At 66.7% G+C, this 14,432-nt stretch carries 14 protein-coding genes; 9 read left to right on the top strand and 5 right to left on the bottom strand.

The features are described 5' to 3' along the window. Positions 1-130: 130 nt before the first annotated feature. Positions 131-847 (bottom strand): IclR family transcriptional regulator, encoded by a 717-nt coding sequence (locus tag H4P35_RS18430; protein WP_226846456.1) that lies wholly within the window; start codon positions 845-847, stop codon positions 131-133. 100 nt (positions 848-947) lie between these two features. Here H4P35_RS18430 and H4P35_RS18425 point away from each other — a divergent pair, with 100 nt between their 5' ends. The 7 genes from H4P35_RS18425 (at position 948) to H4P35_RS27175 (ending at position 7,100) form a co-directional block, all read left to right on the top strand. After that, a complete protein-coding gene (locus H4P35_RS18425) occupies positions 948-1,661 on the top strand; it encodes a PIG-L deacetylase family protein (protein WP_226846455.1) in 714 nt (237 codons plus the stop codon). A 4-nt stretch (positions 1,662-1,665) separates the two neighbouring features. Beyond that, entirely contained in the window at positions 1,666-2,307 is a 642-nt protein-coding gene (locus H4P35_RS18420; RefSeq protein ID WP_226846454.1) for an RraA family protein, read from the top strand. Between the two features lie 29 nt (positions 2,308-2,336). Then, complete coding sequence (locus H4P35_RS18415; RefSeq protein ID WP_226846453.1) at positions 2,337-3,299, top strand: tripartite tricarboxylate transporter substrate binding protein; 963 nt, start codon at positions 2,337-2,339, stop codon at positions 3,297-3,299. A 127-nt stretch (positions 3,300-3,426) separates the two neighbouring features. Continuing rightward, the gene (locus H4P35_RS18410; RefSeq protein WP_370638934.1) at positions 3,427-3,690 is read left to right on the top strand and encodes a hypothetical protein; all 264 of its coding nucleotides are present in this window, start codon (positions 3,427-3,429) and stop codon (positions 3,688-3,690) included. A gap of 42 nt (positions 3,691-3,732) precedes the next feature. Beyond that, entirely contained in the window at positions 3,733-4,449 is a 717-nt protein-coding gene (locus tag H4P35_RS18405; RefSeq protein ID WP_152385064.1) for a glutamine amidotransferase, read from the top strand. A gap of 290 nt (positions 4,450-4,739) precedes the next feature. Next, positions 4,740-5,846 carry a porin gene (locus tag H4P35_RS18400; RefSeq protein WP_062842174.1) on the top strand — a complete coding sequence of 369 codons (1,107 nt, stop codon included), beginning with the start codon at positions 4,740-4,742 and terminating at the stop codon, positions 5,844-5,846. Positions 5,847-6,158: 312 nt separating this feature from the next. Then, a complete protein-coding gene (locus tag H4P35_RS27175) occupies positions 6,159-7,100 on the top strand; it encodes a hypothetical protein (protein ID WP_255616062.1) in 942 nt (313 codons plus the stop codon). A 40-nt stretch (positions 7,101-7,140) separates the two neighbouring features. Here the strand turns inward: H4P35_RS27175 and H4P35_RS18385 are convergent, their stop codons facing one another. The 4 genes from H4P35_RS18385 to H4P35_RS18370 form a co-directional block, all read right to left on the bottom strand. Next, positions 7,141-7,692: a DUF3455 domain-containing protein gene (locus H4P35_RS18385; RefSeq protein ID WP_152385062.1), complete on the bottom strand. Its 552-nt coding sequence runs from the start codon at positions 7,690-7,692 to the stop codon at positions 7,141-7,143. Positions 7,693-7,808: 116 nt separating this feature from the next. Further along, complete coding sequence (locus H4P35_RS18380; RefSeq protein ID WP_226846450.1) at positions 7,809-9,206, bottom strand: trypsin-like peptidase domain-containing protein; 1,398 nt, start codon at positions 9,204-9,206, stop codon at positions 7,809-7,811. A gap of 141 nt (positions 9,207-9,347) precedes the next feature. Then, a complete protein-coding gene (gene ggt / locus H4P35_RS18375; protein WP_062842170.1) occupies positions 9,348-10,943 on the bottom strand; it encodes a gamma-glutamyltransferase in 1,596 nt (531 codons plus the stop codon). 24 nt (positions 10,944-10,967) lie between these two features. Continuing rightward, positions 10,968-11,942 carry a tripartite tricarboxylate transporter substrate binding protein gene (locus H4P35_RS18370; protein ID WP_063954364.1) on the bottom strand — a complete coding sequence of 325 codons (975 nt, stop codon included), beginning with the start codon at positions 11,940-11,942 and terminating at the stop codon, positions 10,968-10,970. A 214-nt stretch (positions 11,943-12,156) separates the two neighbouring features. Here H4P35_RS18370 and H4P35_RS18365 point away from each other — a divergent pair, with 214 nt between their 5' ends. Together H4P35_RS18365 and H4P35_RS18360 are read left to right on the top strand one after the other, a co-directional pair. Further along, on the top strand, positions 12,157-12,813 hold the full coding sequence (locus tag H4P35_RS18365) for a GntR family transcriptional regulator (protein WP_063954363.1): 657 nt from the start codon (positions 12,157-12,159) through the stop codon (positions 12,811-12,813). Positions 12,814-13,114: 301 nt separating this feature from the next. Continuing rightward, the gene (locus H4P35_RS18360; RefSeq protein WP_226846449.1) at positions 13,115-14,386 is read left to right on the top strand and encodes an MFS transporter; all 1,272 of its coding nucleotides are present in this window, start codon (positions 13,115-13,117) and stop codon (positions 14,384-14,386) included. Positions 14,387-14,432: the final 46 nt, after the last annotated feature.

The raw sequence follows: 14,432 nt of genomic DNA, 5'->3' as shown, positions 1-14,432 counted from the left end.
GCCTCGGGTGGGGGGATGACTTCTTGAGTCCGGAATTTTGCCGAAAAAATCCCGGTTTTATTCATTAGCCTTACTAATAGGCCTGTTAAGGGCCGGTTATGCCTGTGCGGAAACCGGCTCCCGGGTTGCGCTACGACGCCTCCGGCCGGTAAAGCACGGCGCGCATGTCGGATGAGGCCCCCAACCTGCGCGACAGGTCGTCGGCGCGTTCCAGGATCATGGCCTCGAATGCCTTGGCGTCCACGGTCTTGAGCCGTGCCGAGGGGCCGGCAATGGTCAGCGCGCCGACGAAGCGATCTTCCTGGCCGATGACCGGAACAGACCAGGACGACGTATACGGATCGCGCGCGCCGCACGAGAAGATCGGCAGGCGGACCTGATCGCGCCGTTCGCCTTGCGCCCAGATCGCAAAGACCTGGCCCGTGGATGATTTGTCGGGCGGCATCACGCTGCCGGCAATGACCTGGCTGTGCAGGCCTTCGTGCGGTTGATGCCGGAAAAGGCACAGGCGCTGGCCCGGTTCTCCGCCTTCGACGTAATACGCCGCGCTTTCACCGGTGTCTGCCGACAGCCGCTCCAGCACCGGCATGACGACGGCCTCCAGGTCGAAGCCGCGCTCGTAGACCCGCGCCAGGAACAGCACGCGCGGGCCCAGCCCATAGCGGCCGTCGGGCTCTCGCACCACATAGCCGCATCGCGCCAGCGAATTGAGCAGACGAAAGATCGTTGTCTTGTGCAAGGGAAGGCGGGATGCGAAATCGGCCAGCGACAGGTGCTCCGCGCCGGGACGAAAGCAGTCCAGCACGCTGAGCGCGCGTTCAACGGCCACGACGCCATCATTGCTCATGAATTCTCCAAGAGGTGCATTTTTGCTTGCTGATTGTACGTAATACAACATCGTTTCGTAAATTTAAAATGCACCCAGTCTGTTGATTCGGGAGGCCGGGATGGCAAATTCGATGGTGGTGGTAACTGCCCATGTGGGCGATTTTGTCTGGCGCTGTGGTGGCGCGATGGCCCTGCACGCGCAGCGTGGCGTACCGGTGCATCTGGTCTGCCTGAGCTATGGCGAAAACGGAGAGTCCAACTCGGCGTGGAAAGGCGACACGCAGCGCGAGGCGGTCAAGGCCGAGCGTCACGCCGAAGCGCAAGCCGCCGCCCAGATCCTGGGCGTGAGCAGCGTGGATTTTCACGACCTGGGCGACTATCCGCTGCCCGACTCGCCGGACGCCGTGCGCCGCATCTCGGAGACGCTGCGCCGCACGAAGCCGTCGGTGGTGCTCACCCACCCCGAGCACGATCCTTCCAACCTCGATCACTGCCGCACGTTCGACATGACGCTGCGCGCCCGCATGCAGGCGATGGCGCCGGGGCATGGGGCCGACTTCGTGGTGCCGCCGCAAGTGTTGTGCTTTGAGCCCCATCAGACCGAGTTGTGCGGCTTCAAGCCCAATGTGCTGCTGGACATCACGGAGGTGTGGGAACGCAAGTGGCAGGCCATGCAGGCCATGCCGACGCAAAGCAACCTGTGGGCGTACTACGAGCGTGTCGCGCTGCAACGCGGCGCGCAGGCCGGGCGCCGAGGCAAGACGGCGGGCACGCGCTATGGCGAGGCTTATCAAAGCATTTTCCCGGCCGTGGTTTCGGCCTTGATGGAGTGACCCCATGCGCGACATCCACGAATCCGGCTTGACCAGCACACTGCTGGCGGACGCCGGCGCGCGCCATCTGCGCGCGGCGATCAAACCCCTGCGGACGGGATGGACCGTGCGCGGCCGCGCGGTGACGGTGTCGGTCCCGGCGGGCGACAACCTGGCAATCCACGCGGCGCTCGCGCTTGCGCAACCCGGCGATGTGCTGGTGGTGGATGCGCAGGGCTACACCGAACGCGCGGTGATGGGCGGAATCATGTGCGCGCAGGCCGCCGCAAGCGGCATCGCCGGCGTGGTGATCGACGGGGCGGTGCGCGACGCGGCAGAGCTGCGCCAGGGCCCGCTACCCGTGTTCGCCGCTGCGATATCGCCAGCGGGGCCCGCCAAGGCCGGCGGCGGCAGTGTGAACCGCCAGATCCAGTGCGGCGGTGTGCGCGTCGATCCGGGCGACTGGATCCTGGGCGATGACGACGGGTTGGTCGTGGTCGCCCCGGCGGAAGTGGACACGATGGTGGCGGCAGCCCTGGCCAAGGCCGGCGCCGAAGCCCGCCGCATGGCCGCCATCGCGCGCGGCGAACTGCGGCCCGTGTGGCTTGACGACGCGCTGGCCAAGGCCACGCTGGACATTGGGCCGTCGCTGCCTGCGTCCGAATAACAGCTATTCAATACAACAGGAGGAAGACAATGAACTTCAAGCACACGCTCGGCGCGATCGCCCTGATGGCGGGCCTGGCGCCCTTTGCCGCGGCCAACGCCGACTATCCCGAAAGGCCGATACGCATGATCGTGCCGTTCGCGGCAGGCGGCCCCGCGGACATGGTCGGACGCGAATTCGCCAAGCTGTTTGGCGAAAAGCTGGGGCAGCCCGTGGTGGTTGTGAATGCGGGGGGCGGTCACGGCGTGCCGGCGTTGAACCAGGTGCTGGGGGCCGAAGCGGACGGCTATACGCTGCTCATGCCTGCCTCGGGCAACATGACGGTGCCGTCCAAGGCCATGCAGGGCAAGAAGGTGCTGGAAGTGCTGGCGCCGATTAGCCTCTTGACCGAAAGCCCGCACGTCCTGGTGGTGAACGCGCAGTTGCCGGTGAATTCGGTGCCGGAACTCGTCGATTACGCGCGCGCCCATCCCGGCAAGGTCAATTTCGGGTCGGCAGGCGTCGGGGGCGTGGCGCATCTGGGCATGGAGCTCTTCAAGAGCAAGGCCAAGGTGGACGTGGTGCACGTGCCGTACCGGGGCACCTCGCAGGTGCTGACCGACCTGGCATCGGGGCAGGTTCAGGCGCTGTTCAGCAGCATGCCGTCGCTCAAGCCCATGATCGACAAGGGGTCCGTGAAGGCGCTGGCGATGAGCGCGCCGAGCAAGGGCGCGGACACGGCGAAGCTGCCCCTGATTTCGCAGACCCTGCCAGGCGTGTCGTACACAACCTGGTACGCGCTCTTTGCCAAGGCGGGCACGCCGCCCGAGGTGCTGGCCGAGCTGAACGCGGCGGTGGTCGACACCCTGAAGAATCCCGAGCTGAACCAGAAATTCGAGTCGCAGGGCGTGGAGTTCGTCTCCAGCACGCCGCAGCAGCTTGCCGACACGGTGCGGCGCGACACCGCGCAGTGGACGGCGCTGATTGACGAAGCCGGCATCGAAATCGAGTAGGCATTGCGTGGCAAAGCGGGGAGGGCGGCCGCCTTACCCCGCTTTTGCTACGACTTAACACGTCTTTTCCGGCCAGGCTTTGCTATAAAAGCGCCTACAGCATTTCTGTAGGGCCGGGAAAATGTCGATGCTTACGATCAGCCGCTGCGGCGCGGCCTTGTTCTTCGTCGCGCTGGTGGCGGGTTGCTCGTCCACCAAGCCGACGGCAGAGGAAAAGGCCAGCGCGACCACTACCACGCCCGCTCGGGCCAGCAACGAGTGCAAGTCCAATCGCAAGCAGTGCCTGCACGAAGGCTCTTACGATGTCGGCGAGCGGGCATACGCGGAAGACGAGGCCAAGCGCCTGAACCTGGCCGAGTCCCAGCGCCTGCGCCGCCTGTTCGATAAATAGTCCACCGTTAATGCCTTGCCCAACGCCGTAGAACCGTCGTCGATGACCCGGAAACCCCTCGCCATCATCCAGATGGGCCGCCCGCCCGAAGACCTGCGGCGGGCGCAAGGCGAACAGGCCGACTGGATGCTGGCCGCGCTGGACGACCCGGACCTGCCGGTACGCATTTGCAAACCCCACGATGATGAGGCGCTGCCCGCGTGGGACGCGCTGGCCGGGGCCGTGCTGACCGGCTCCTGGTCCATGGTGACGGATCGCGAACCCTGGAGCGAACGCACTGCCGAATGGTTGCGCGGCGCGCATCGCGCGCAGTTGCCGCTGCTGGGCATCTGCTACGGCCATCAGTTGATGGCGCACGCGCTGGGCGGCGTGGTCGATTTCCATCCCCAAGGCCGCGAGATCGGCCAACATGCCATCGATTTTTGCGCGGACGTCGCCGGCGATGCGTTGTTTGGCGCGCTGCCGCCGCGCTTTCTTGCCAATCTCACGCATGAGCAGAGCGTGCTGACGCCGCCGCCGGGCGCCGAGGTGCTGGCGCGGTCGCGGCACGATCCGCACCAGGTCTTGCGCTATGGACCGAACGCATGGTCCGTCCAGTTCCACCCCGAGTTCTCTTCCACCTTGATGTCGGCCTGCCTGGCGCGCCGCGCGCCGGTCTTCGAGGCAGAGGGCTACGACGTAGCGGCGATGGTCGCCGGGCTGGGACCCACGCACGATGCGCGCCAACTGCTGCGCACCTTTGCGCGGCGCTTCGCCTAGCCGAATCGCGTAGCCACTTCAAATTGCAGCTTCAAATAGCGGCTTCCTGCCTTCATATCACACGCGCGTGACACGCCTGCCGGTGTGGCGCGCGCGTGCGCCGCTGTCGGTCTCGCGCCACAAAAAGACGATTGGTTTCCGCTTCTTTGCGCCGCATCCCTTGCGTCCCCAGAACTGACATATTGCGTCCCTAGAATTCGTTCCTGCCATGCGCCGTGTGCATCACTGTGCCGCCCGCAACGCGGGTCTGGCTACCTGCGCATGTCTGTTCACATCAATGGGAATCTGTAATGAAAAAGACTCTGTTCGCCACCGCCATCTTCGCCGCGCTGTCCGGCATGGCGCAGGCGGAAACCTCGGTGACGCTGTATGGCCTGATCGATACGGGCGTGGGCTATCAGCGGATCAAGGGCGATGGCTTCCACGAATCCAAGGTCGGCATGAGCAATGGCGTTTCCAGCGGCTCGCGTTGGGGCCTGCGTGGTTCGGAAGATCTGGGCGACGGCCTGTCCGCCGTGTTCACGCTTGAAAGCGGCTTCAATTCGGCCAACGGCCAATCGGGCCAGAGCAGCCGCCTGTTCGGCCGCCAAGCCACCATCGGCCTGAAGAGCTCGTCCTGGGGCCTGTTGGAATTCGGTCGTCAGACCAACATCGCCTCCAAGTACCTGGGCGCGATCGATCCGTTCGGCGCCAGCTACGGCCAGGCCAACATCGGCAACGCGTTCAGCGCAGCCAACACCGTCCGTTACGACAACATGGTCCAGTACGCGACCCCGTCGTTCGGCGGCTTCCAGGCTGGCATCGGCTACTCGTTCAACGTCGCTGACACGACCGCGGCGCAGACGGGCTTTCGCACCGCGAACAACACCCGCGCCATCACGGCCGGCGTGCGCTACGTGAATGGCCCCCTGAACGTCGCCCTGACGTACGACCAGCTGAACCCCGCCAACCAGCTTGGCAACGATGCCACGCCCAAGTCGTGGAACGTCGGCGCCTCGTACGACTTCGAAGTCGTCAAGCTGGCGGCCGCCTTCGGTCAGACGCGTGACGGCTGGTTCACCGGCCAGAGCATCAACGCCTTCGGCAGCACCGAAACCATCGCCGATGGCTTCCGTTCGAACGTTGGCGTCGAAGACTTCAAGGCCAACTCGTACATGGTCGGCCTGACCGTGCCGCTCGGCGCCAGCTCGATCCTGGCTTCGTGGCAACGTGCCGATCCGGACAGCGATCTGCTGACCGGTGGCGATTCGGCCATGAACGTGTACAGCATCGGCTACACGTACAACCTGTCCAAGCGTACGAACGTGTACGCGCTGGGTTCCTACGCCACGGACTTCGCGTTCATCGACGGCGTCAAGAGCACGGTCGGCATGGTTGGTATCCGTCATCGCTTCTAAGCGGCAGACGTGATGAGCGGCGCGCCTGGCGCGCGCCGCTTGCGCCCTGCACCGCGGTTGCACTGAGCGGATTGGGCGTCTTACCCGGCCACAGACGCGAAAAAAGCGGCCACCTCCCTAGCTCCACTCTCAGTCCGCTCACCCGAACTTCGATCATGGCAAACCGAAGGCCCGCGCATTCTGGCGCGGGCTTTGCCATGTCTGGCTGACCACCGGCCACACCTTCCCACAATCCCTCATTGCGCGGCCGCGACCCAAAAGGGCCGCGCGGGCGTTGTAGTATTGGAAGCTCAGCCTAAACATCGGATAGCTATGCAAACGCACAACGCTCGGCTCGCAGAAATGACTTTGGCGTTGGCGCTGGCCCTGACCGCAACGGCCGCGCCTGCGCAGACCCAGGATGCCTCGACGGGTGGCGCCAAGCCGACTGAAGCGAAGCCTGCCGAAGCCAAGCCTGCCGAAGCCAAGCCTGCCGAAGCCAAGCCTGCAGACGCTAAGCCAGCAGAAGCCAAACCAGCAGACGCTAAGCCAGCAGACGCTAAGCCGGCGGAGGTCAAACCGCCCGAGGCGAAGCCCGCGCAAACCAAGCCGGCCGAAGCGAAGCCAGCAGAAGCGAAGCCAGCAGAAGCGAAGCCAGCAGAAGCGAAGCCAGCAGAAGCGAAGCCAGCAGAAGCGAAGCCCGCCGATGCCAAGCCCGCCGATGCCAAAGCGTCCGGCGACCCCGCCGCTGCGCAGGATCCGAATGGCGCGCCCGTGGACGCCGCGGTGGCGCCGCCGCCGCCGCCACCGCCGCTTCAGGTCCTGGACGGCAAGCTCCACGTCGCCATCCCGGCGGGTTTCACCGAAACCGAGTTTCCGTCCGATCCGGCCACGCCCGAGGTCTCGGGCAAGATCTACCTGAACCGCGCGGCCATGCAGGCCATCATCGTGATCGATGTGCCGGTTGAACAGGCTGTTGGCGATGACGACGCATTCACGCTGGGGGCGATGGCCGCAGGCTTCCAATCGCAGCAGCAGGCCGCGGTGCCCACGTTCAAGAAGACGGGCGACGGCGCGTTCAAGGTCGGCAGCATCGGCGTCTTTCAACTTGATGCGACCAGCAGGCTGTCCGGCCGTCCCGCCGAACTGACAGCGCTGTTCGCGGCGTCGGGCAAAAAGGTCGTGACCTTTTCGGTCTATACGTTGGCGCAAGAAAAAGCCCGGCATCCCGGGCTGGTCGAAGCACTGAAAAAGGGCATGTCGGTAACGCCGTAATAGGCGCGACAGGCCAGATCGCCCGTCACGCCGGCGGGAATCAGTTCGGCTTCCAGAACACGTAATCGGCCTGGTATGCCACCTGCGTTTTCCGGCCCTTGTTGTCCGGCGAGCAGGGCGTTTGCGGCACGCCGCCGCCTGCGCGAACCAGCCGCTGAATGTACGTGACGCCGGTCAGCACGCCCACGCCTGCTGATGGGTTGGCCAGCACGAGCTGGTCGTACAGCCGATCCGGTCCGGCATATGCGCGTACGGTTTCCATCCCCGTCAATGTCGAGCCGTCGGCGGCCCGCCAGCTTTCAGGCGGACTCTTGTACGTGCCGCGCGGCTCCGATGAACCCGCCTGGCCTGCGCCCAGCGTGGCGCTGGCGCCCGCGATGACCCAGGCGTAGCGCGCGCCGTCGGTCTGGATCATCCGGCATTCGTAGGTGATGACGCCTTCAGCCGGCGCGCGCCATGCGACGCTATTGTCTGCCGGCACCTGCATGATCTGCGGCACGTTGTCCTGCGCCGCCGCGGCCGAGGCGGCCAAGCTGGCCGCCAGGAACAGTCCGGCCAACGCCGGGCGAGGGTGAGTCGGAATGCGGTTCATCCATGCTCCTTCGGGCGGGCAGGGTGCCCGCGGTGGCAGTTGCGGGCGCGCTTGGCCCAAGGTCCGGCTGAGCCGGAATCGGGCCATTCTGCCACGATTCCCCGCCGGCGCTGGTCTCAATTGACTTGCAGCGTGTAGGCGGCTTTGCCGCGCAGCAGCGTCAACACCAGCGGCTGCGCGCCCGCGCCGCTCAAGAGGTCGCGCAGGTCCGCCAGCTTGCTGACGGGGCGCTGGTTCACGCCGATGACGATGTCGCCGCGCTGCAGGCGCGCGGCCACCGGACCCCGGTCCGGATAGGTGGCGCTGACGGCCGCGCCGTCATTGCCCTGTACGCGCTGCGCGCGTCCCACCTCGGTGAACTCGACGCCATTGAAGCGCGCGTCCAGCGAGCCGCCATGCAGGCGCTCGTTTTGTTCGGGTTCGATGCGCAACACGACGTCCCGCTTTGCGCCCGCGCGCGACAGCCCCAGGCGCACCTGGCGGCCCACCGGCAGCAGGCCTTCGGCGTTGCGCAACTGCGCGCTGGAGCCGATGGCCTTGCCGTCGATCGAGAGGATCTGATCGCGGGCCTGGATGCCGGCCTTCTGCGCGGGAGACCCATCCGCCACGCGGGCAACGGCCACGCCCGTCGATCCCGGCGCCAGGCCAAGCTGGCGCGCATTGCGTGGCGTGATGTCCAGCGTGTCCAGACCCAGCCCCCCGCGTTGCACCTGCCCGTGCTGCAGCAACTGCCGCATGACCTCGCCCGCCAGGTTGGACGGAATGGCAAAGCCGATGCCCACGTTGCCGCCCGACGGCGTGTAGATCATCGTGTTGATGCCCACCAGTTCGCCGTTCAGATTGACCAGCGCGCCGCCCGAGTTGCCCGGATTGATGGAGGCGTCGGTCTGGATGAAGTTCTGGTAGCCGGCGGCGCGCAGGCTGGACCGGTCCAGCGCCGACACGATGCCCGACGATGCAGATTGGCCCAAGCCGTAGGGATCGCCGATGGCGACCACGAAGTCGCCCACGCGCAAATCGCTGGAATCGGACAACGCCAGCGCTTGCAGGTCTTGCGCGGGGATGCGCAGCACCGCCAGATCCGTGTCCGGATCGCTGCCCACGACGGTGGCGTTGAAACTGCGGCCGTCCTGCAACGACACGCGGATGGTGGCGGCGCCGCGAATCACGTGGTGGTTGGTCAGCACGTTGCCTTGGCTGGCGTCCACGATGACGCCCGATCCGACGTTCTGGCGCATGCCGCCGGGCGCGCGCGCCGGGTTGGCCGCTTGTCCGTCCGATTGCGCCGAGATGTTCACGACTGCGGGCGTGACGCGCTCGAGCATGGGGGCCAGCGAGGGCAAGGGCTGTCCGTCGACGGCCAGCGGAAGCGCGGCGCGCGCCGGCGGTAGCGGCGCGGCCAGCAGCAGGGCGCAGCAGCCCGTGGCAAGGAATGCGGGTAGGCGTCGCGCGCGGCGCAATGCGCTACGCGCGACACAACGGGGTTCAAGAGGCGGCAAGGCCAGGCGGGGCATATCGATCCTTCCGGCAACGAGGCGGCAGTATTCACCGTCCCCGCTGCACGCGTGTGACGACGCGCGCGGCTTGCGGCCGGCGCGCGAGCGGTCACGGATTGTCGCCGAACTTTGGCGCCCGGTCCGGCGTGCCCCGCGTGGTCAGAATCCGACGGCCTGGCCGTCGCGCCGCGAGTCGGACGCGGCGACGTAGCCACCCTGCGGCAGGCGGCAGATGAGCTGGGCCGAGCCGAACTCCAGGCTGTCCACCGGCGCGACCGCCACGTTGTGGCCACGCGCGCGCAGCGTATCGACCACGTCGGCCGGCAGGTGCGACTCCACGTTCACGACAGGGCCGTTCTCGACGCGGAAACGCGGCGCGTCGCTCATGGCCTGCGGGTTCTGGCCGAACGCCGCCAGACGCGTGACCATCTGCAGATGGCCTTGCGCCTGCATCGACCCGCCCATCACGCCGAACGACATGAGAGGTTGGCCGCGGCGCGTCACGAACGCCGGGATGATGGTGTGCATCGGCTTCTTGCGCGGCGCAACCTGGTTGGCGTGACCCGGCTTCAGCACGAAGTTCAGGCCGCGATTGTGCAGGCTGATGCCGGTGCCGGGCACGACCACGCCCGAGCCAAAGCCGTGATAGTTGGACTGGATGAAGGACACCATCGTGCCGCTGGCGTCGGCGGCGGTCAGGTAGACCGTGCCGCCGGTAGCCGGCGTGCCTGCGGTGGGCACGCTGGCGCGGTCCATCGAAATCAGGCGGGCCCGTTCGGCAAGATAGGCGCGGTCGAGCAGGGCACGCGCGTCGGTGCGCATGTGGCGCGGATCGGCAACGTGGTGGTGCAGGTCCGCAAACGCCAGCTTCATGGCTTCGATGCTGACGTGGTAGTAGTCGGCGCTGTCGCGGCCCATGCCTTCCAGGTCGAATTGCTCAAGCATGCCCAGCGCCATCAGCGCCGAGATGCCCTGGCCATTGGGCGGGATCTCGTGCAGCTCGTAGTCGCGGAACGATTGCGAGATGGGCTTGACCCATTCCGGCCGGTGCTCGGCGAGGTCCACCGCGCTCAGGGCGCCGCCCGTCTTGCTGGCGAAGTCCGCGATCTTGCGGGCCAGTTCGCCGCGGTAGAAGCTTTCACCACCGGTCTCGGCGATGTCGCGCAGCGTCTTGGCCTGGTCCGGAAAGCGCCACCATTCGCCGGCTTGCGGCGCGCGGCCTTGCGGCAGGAAGGCGTCGGCAAAGCCGGGTTCGGCGGCGAGCTTGGGCGCCTGGTTGGCCCATTGGCGCGCAATGGTGGGCGACACCGCGAAGCCTTCTTCGGCGTAGGCGATGGCCGGTTCGAACAGCTTGGCGAAGGGCAGCTTGCCAAAGCGGTCGGACAGGGCCTTCCAGCCGGCGACCTGGCCCGGCACGGTGACCGTGCCCCAGCCGGTGCCCGGCATCGCGTCGCGGCCGTTGAAGTATTCGGGTGTCCACGCGGCCGGCGCGCAGCCGCTGGAATTCAAGCCGTGGAGCTGGCCGTCGTGCCAGACCAGGGCGAACATGTCGCCGCCGATCCCGTTCATCACGGGTTCGACGACGGTCAGGGCGATCGCGGTGGCAATGGCGCTGTCAACGGCATTGCCACCGGCCAGCAGCATGCGTAGTCCCGCCTGCGCAGCCAGTGGCTGGCTGGTCGCGACCGCGTTGGCGGCCAGGACCGGCATTTTTCGGGAAGCGTACGGAAAAGACCAATCGAAGGGGGAGGACATGGATGCTGGAACTCGTTGGAAAAATTACTGCGGGGTGATGCCGGCCTGGTCGATCAGCTGCTTGGTGCGCGGAATCTCGGCCTTGATGAAGGCGGCGAATTCCTCGCGGCTGCCGCCACGCGGCTCGGCGCCGGCTTCGGCGAGCTTACCGCGCAATGCGGGATCGGCGAGCACTTTGTTGACGGCGCGGTTGAGCTTGTCGAGGATCGGTGCGGGCGTGCCCTGCGGCGCGACAAGGCCGTACCACGGCGCGATGTCGTAGCCCGAAAAACCCTGCTCGGCGATCGTGGGAATGTCCGGCGCCAGCGCCGAGCGCTGCGAGTTGGACATGCCCAGCGCCAGCAGCGCGCCGCTCTTGGCCTGGGGCAGGCCGGTCATGATGGTGTCGAAGTACATCGACACCTGGCCGCTCAGCAGGGCGGGGATGGCTTCGCCTGCGCCCTTGTACGGCACGTGCAGGATGTCGATGCCGGCGACCGATTTGAGCATTTCGCCCGCCATGTGCGAGGTCGTGCCCGTGCCGAACGAGGCATAGGTCAGCTTGCCGGGGTTGGCGCGCGCATAGGCGACCATTTCGGGCAGCGTCTTGAAGGGTTGCTTGGGGTTGGCCAGCAGGATGTTCGGGGTGTAGGCCACCATCGAGACCAACTCGAACGCGTCAGGATCGTAGGCCAGGCGCTTTTGCAGGAAACGGTTGGTGACGACGGCGGCCGGGCCGCCCATCAGCAGCGTGTAGCCGTCCGCCGCGGACCGCGCGACCGATGCGCTGCCGATGGCGGCCGCGGCGCCGGGACGGGCTTCGATGACGAAGGGCTGACCCAGTTCGGCGGACAGCGCCGCGCCCAGCTGGCGCGAGATCAGGTCCGTGGCGGAACCGGCCTGGAAGGGCACGACGATGCGCACGGGATGTTGCGGCCAGTCCGTGGCTTGCGCGCCGGCCTGCGCCGCGAAGGCCACGGCGGCAGCGCCTGCCAGCGCCCGGATGAGACGAAATTTCATGGATTCCCCTTGATCGCGTTATGGAAAGCGTATGGGCCGGGCGGGTCTCTTGCCCCTTCCGGCCGAGCGGGCGCGGCATGCCGCGTCCTGCCCTGGATTAAACGCAAGCGGCGCGCATCCGGCCATTAGGATTTGTATTCATGGATCATTGGATCCAATTTGTGTTATTTTCGCCGTTATCTATCATGGCGGCTTTCCAAGCCCGGGGACGAAAGTGCTGCAATTCCAGAAGACAGCCATCAGCGCCGAAGACGAGGCGTACCTGCATTTGCAGCGTGAAATCCGCCTGGGCCACTATGCGCCCGGCCAGCGGTTGGTGCCGGACGTCGTGGCGGCTGAAATCGGCACCAGCCGCATGCCGGTGCGCGGCGCCCTGCGCCGCCTGGCCTCCGAGGGCCTGGTCGAGATCCGCGCCAACCGCGGCGCCGTGGTGCGCGGCCTGAACCAGCAGGAAATGCTGGAGGTCTTTGAAATGCGCTCGGTGCTGGAAGGGCTGGCGACGCGCAACGCCGTGGCCAACATGGGGCCCGAACACATCCGCCGGCTGGTCAACATGCTGGCGCAGCTGGACCAGGGCGCGAACGAAGACCTGGACTGGACCGCCGCCCACCGCGAATTCCACGAATACCTGTGCAGCTTCTGCAAGCAGCCGCGCCTGTTGAACCAGATCTCGGAACTGCACTCTGTCGTCGAGCCCTACATGCGCCTGTGGGCCGCCCAACCCGGCCGCGTGCTGCGCGTACGCGAATCGCATCAGGAATTGATCGACGCCCTGCAAACCCGCGACGCCGCCCGCTGCGAGGCCGCCATGCGCCAACACGTCCTGAATACCGTCCCGGCGCTGCAGGCGTTCCTTGAACAGGCGGGCTGATCCGCGCCGCCGCGGCAGTTGTCCGACACCCGGCCGCCACGGCGCCATCCGCACCCGCCAAACGGCTTCAATCCGCTGACCGCTCACCGGACAGGATTTCCATTTCCCCGTCCCGCTCGCATATAGCCAGGAGTAATATGTGACGCGTCCGGCGGCGCACGTCCGCCGGCGCAAGCAAGCCGCATCACGCCTGGTCCTTCCCACCCCCTGTCGACAGCGGAGCCCCCTCCGTGCCTGCCCTCGGTGTCTGCAAGTCCTGGCGCGCAACCGGCCATAAAAAAGACACCGAGGAGAAGAGGAATTGGACAAGCAAGAGTCGGGCGGCTGGTATTTCGGCTGGAACATCGTTGGCGCCGCCACGGTACTCACGCTGTTTACGGTCGGCCTGCGCATGGGGATCGGGCCGTTCTTTCTGCCCATGGCCGAAGGCTTGGGTTTTTCGCGTAGCCTGCTGTCGGGCATCGTGGCCATCGGCATGCTGTGCTATGGCCTGGGCATGCCGCTCGCCGGCTATCTGGTCAGCATCCGCGGCACGCGCTTCGTGCTCCTGACCGGCACGGCCATCGTCGTCGCCGCCTCCATCTGGACCGTCTTCGCGCGCAGCCCCCTCGAATTCCTGCTTGCCTTCGGTGTCGCGCTGTCCATCGGCCTTGCCTTCACCAGCCCCGTCGCGCTAACGCCGGTGATCAGCCGCTGGTTCACGCGCCAGCGTGGCATGGCGCTCTTCTTCCTGTCCACGGGCTCGATGGCCGGCATCGCGCTGATGACACCGACACTCACCTACGCCATTTCCGCGGTGGGCTGGCAGGAAACGCTGCTGGGCTTTGCCGTGCTGTTTGCCGTGCTGACCATCCCCATTGCGCTTTTCGTGATGCGCGACGAGGCGCCCGAGCACACCGACCTGCTGCCGCATCAGATCATCGAGAAATCCAGTTCGGCCAAGCCGGCCGCCAAGACGCCCGCGCCGCGGCTGGGCGAGGCGCTGCGCACCTTGCCGTTCTGGCAGGTCGCGCTGGGTCTGTTTGCCTGCGGCTTCAGCATGAACCTGCTGGGCACGCATGGCATGCCCATGCTGATGGATCACGGCTTTGACCCCACCACCAGCTCGCTGGGCATCGGTCTGATCGGCCTGGTCGCCATCTTCAGCACGCTGGTGCTGGGCCGCATGTCCGATCAGGTCGAACGCCGCAACATTCTCGCCACCATTTATCTGGTGCGAGGCCTGGGATTCTTTGCGCTCGTCATGGTGGGCGCGCATTGGGAGCTGTATCTGGCCGCGACCATCGGCGGCATCGTTTGGGCCGGCAGCATCGCGCTGTCCTCGGCCATTCTGGCCGACGTGTACGGCATCCGGCTGGTCGGCGTGCTGTATGGGCTGACGTATCTGGGCCACCAGGTGGGCGGCATGATCAGCTCGTGGCTGGGCGGCTGGGCCTTCGAAACCTTCGGCACCCACTGGGTCGCGTTCGGGTCGGCCGGGGTGCTGCTGTTGCTGGCGGCGCTGATTTCGCTGCGCCTGCCGCCGCGCGGCGTCCTGCGGGCGCCGCGCGTGGCGGCCGCTGCCGGGCGCTGAACCCGCCGCGTTGCGGCAACCCGCCAGGGATGCGGCGCATCCCTGG

This window comes from Achromobacter sp. 77 (assembly GCF_020541125.1).
Lineage (GTDB): Bacteria > Pseudomonadota > Gammaproteobacteria > Burkholderiales > Burkholderiaceae_B > Achromobacter > Achromobacter mucicolens.
This window is presented reverse-complemented; position numbering and strand designations above follow the sequence as displayed.

Coding starts and splice junctions, on each gene's coding strand:
- H4P35_RS18400 (WP_062842174.1), top strand. CDS start 4,740: ATGAAAAAGACTCTGTTCGCCACCGCCATCTTCGCCGCGCTGTCCGGC.
- ggt (WP_062842170.1), bottom strand. CDS start 10,943: ATGTCCTCCCCCTTCGATTGGTCTTTTCCGTACGCTTCCCGAAAAATG.
- H4P35_RS18430 (WP_226846456.1), bottom strand. CDS start 847: ATGAGCAATGATGGCGTCGTGGCCGTTGAACGCGCGCTCAGCGTGCTG.
- H4P35_RS18385 (WP_152385062.1), bottom strand. CDS start 7,692: ATGAACCGCATTCCGACTCACCCTCGCCCGGCGTTGGCCGGACTGTTC.
- H4P35_RS18410 (WP_370638934.1), top strand. CDS start 3,427: ATGCTTACGATCAGCCGCTGCGGCGCGGCCTTGTTCTTCGTCGCGCTG.
- H4P35_RS18420 (WP_226846454.1), top strand. CDS start 1,666: ATGCGCGACATCCACGAATCCGGCTTGACCAGCACACTGCTGGCGGAC.
- H4P35_RS18425 (WP_226846455.1), top strand. CDS start 948: ATGGCAAATTCGATGGTGGTGGTAACTGCCCATGTGGGCGATTTTGTC.
- H4P35_RS18370 (WP_063954364.1), bottom strand. CDS start 11,942: ATGAAATTTCGTCTCATCCGGGCGCTGGCAGGCGCTGCCGCCGTGGCC.
- H4P35_RS18380 (WP_226846450.1), bottom strand. CDS start 9,206: ATGCCCCGCCTGGCCTTGCCGCCTCTTGAACCCCGTTGTGTCGCGCGT.
- H4P35_RS18415 (WP_226846453.1), top strand. CDS start 2,337: ATGAACTTCAAGCACACGCTCGGCGCGATCGCCCTGATGGCGGGCCTG.
- H4P35_RS18405 (WP_152385064.1), top strand. CDS start 3,733: ATGACCCGGAAACCCCTCGCCATCATCCAGATGGGCCGCCCGCCCGAA.
- H4P35_RS27175 (WP_255616062.1), top strand. CDS start 6,159: ATGCAAACGCACAACGCTCGGCTCGCAGAAATGACTTTGGCGTTGGCG.